This is a genomic window from Sulfurimonas sp. (assembly GCF_028694895.1).
In the GTDB taxonomy this organism is placed as follows: Bacteria; Campylobacterota; Campylobacteria; order Campylobacterales; family Sulfurimonadaceae; genus Sulfurimonas.
In genome coordinates, this window is the sequence record NZ_JAQVKA010000158.1 from 1 (window position 1) to 2,555 (window position 2,555).

Annotated in this window: 1 protein-coding gene and 2 pseudogenes; all 3 read right to left on the minus strand. The window is 31.4% G+C overall.

The features are described 5' to 3' along the window. Positions 1 to 393, minus strand: a pseudogene (locus PHI38_RS10240) (hypothetical protein); the annotation flags it as partial. A gap of 18 nt (positions 394 to 411) precedes the next feature. Further along, positions 412 to 1,425 carry an N-acetylneuraminate synthase family protein gene (locus tag PHI38_RS10245; RefSeq protein WP_299855790.1) on the minus strand — a complete coding sequence of 338 codons (1,014 nt, stop codon included), beginning with the start codon at positions 1,423 to 1,425 and terminating at the stop codon, positions 412 to 414. Beyond that, positions 1,412 to 2,555: pseudogene (locus PHI38_RS10250) on the minus strand (hypothetical protein); the annotation flags it as partial. The pseudogene PHI38_RS10250 and the gene PHI38_RS10245, both read right to left, overlap by 14 nt.

Genomic DNA, 2,555 nt, shown 5'->3' on the forward strand with positions numbered 1-2,555 from the left:
CACTGCACCATCTCCAACAGTAACACCAGGTAAAATTATCACATCATCAGCAATCCAAACATTATTTCCTATAGAAATACCTTTCTCAACTTCTTTTATAACAGATTTAAAACCTAAATATTTTTGAAATTTATTATTCATATTTGCAAAGTTCATATCGTGTGTACTTGTTTGAAGTCTTACTCCCCAACCAAATGCACAATATTTACCGATTTGAACTTCTTTTCCGCCCTTTATTATTATAGGTGATGCAATAGTAGTCCACTCCCCAACTTCAGTAGAACAACCTATTTGAGAATAAGGATTAACATAGGCATTATTTCCCAATTTCACATAAGCTGGAAGCTTTTTAGGAAAAAACTTTTGTTTAATTTTTCTCAATACATTAATCATTACACTTTTCTCATAAATTTATATCTCAAACTTACTTTTAAGACTCTCTAAAGCCTCTATATTATCACTAATTTTTTTCCCAACCATATCATAAAACTTATCAGCCCCAATACCAACCAAAGGTCTAAGTGTTATTAAATCTTCTTCTTGTATTGTTTCCCCAGCTTGTAATTCTCGTTTCGCATAAATACCTCTTCTAAAAGAGTTAGTATGACCACTTTCAATCTCTGATTTGGTAGGTTTCTTCTCAAAACTACCTTGAAGTGTTTTTATCTTTTTTATCTTTTTTATAAGTGCCTGTATCTCATCTTTTGTAGCAGATACTTTATGATCACGAAACTCTTTGCCTTCTCTACTATCTGTAAAATGTACTTCGATAATCTCCGCTCCCATAGCTACAGCTATTTCTATAGCATCCATATCAGTTGTATGATCAGAATATCCTATAGGTATATCAAAGTTTTCTTTGTATGTCATCATTACATTTAGATTTGCATCTTCAAAAGGGATAGGGTACATTGAAGTACATTGAAGAAGAGCTAGCTTTTTTTCAGCGATATATGAGCTATCTATAGACTCTATAAAAGAGACTACATTTTTTACCTCTTCAAAAGTTGCAAGACCAGATGAAAGTATAATTGGCTTACCAGTATGTACCATTTTCTTTATAAGATTATAAGCGGTCATATCTCCAGAGCCTACTTTATAAATAGGCATATACTTATCTATATACCCGAAAGCATCTACATCCCAAACAGAAGCCATAAATGTAATATCTAGCTCTTGGCATAACTCAGCTAATTCCACATATTGCTCTTGTGTAAGTTGAAACTTTTTGAAGTGTTTATTTCTATCTGGGTCATATTTTGGGTTTACAAGACTATCTCCAGTATAAATCTGAAATTTAACAGCATCTGCTCCAGACTGGGCAGCTAATTTTGTAAGCTTTTTTGCATACTCAAAATCACCTTCATGATTTCCACCAATTTCTGCTATAAGATAAATATCATTTTTACTTTTAAAGTGATTCATTTTTACTCTTTTTATACAAATATTCCAAATACTCAAAATCTTCTTCAGATTTGATGGTTTTAGAACTCTTTTCATCTATAGTTATATGTGTACTTTTTTGGGACACTATTTTACTATTTTGTTCAAAAAAAGCACCTTTAACTGTATGAATTCCTCCTGTCTCTTTATATATAAAGTCTCTTTCTAGTCTTAGATCACTATTTGTATTGAATGGTTGAAGTCCATTCCCTTGATGAAGATAAAAATTTGCATTTTCTTGAGATACTGAAAGAACACTATCTGCTTCAAAAAGATATAGTGTATTGATAGCCTTGTCGATATAAAAACTCTTTCTAAGAGGATACTCATAGTTTATCACACTAATAGTGTCAGCATTCAAACTATATTTTTTTATCACATACTTTACGGTATCGTCTATGTGAGTGTTTAGTCTTGCTAGCTCCATCGGTCTTAGATCTGCTACAACATCTTGATAATTCTTTTTTATATAGTTTGTAATAATTTCATTTGGTGTTGTGACAATTATTTGCTTTATATTTTCCGTACTTTTTATACTAGAAATAGCAATATCAAGCAGTGTTGACTCAGCAAATTTCTTAAGACAAAGTGGAGTGCTAGAATCATCTCTTATAGGGATAATAGCTATATGGTTTTTTGTAGTTATATCATATTCTAGTGAATGTTTTTTGACTATTTCATGTCTTGTTTCATAAAGTTTTTCTTTATTTTTTGTAAGACTATTACCATGCTGTCTGTAGTAAAAAAGAGGCAAATCTATATTGGCAACTTTTTTATTTTTTATGATTTTCACCCAAAGCTCATAGCCATCTTGTCGTGTAAACTCTTCAGAGTATCCACCAAGCTCTACTAAAATCTCTTTTCGTATCATTGTACAAGCACCATGAGCTGGCTGATCAAACATTGTTACATTTTCAAAATTGTGTCTTTTTTCCTCAGCAATAATTTTACCATATGTATCAACTAGATAATAATCGGGAAATACCAAAGCTAAAGATTCATCCGACAATATTTTTTGAGAAAGGACTGTTAGTGCATTTTCATTGAGATAGTCATCTGCATCGAGTCTCATGATAAACTTTCCACGAGAGAGCTTTATAGCAATGTTATTT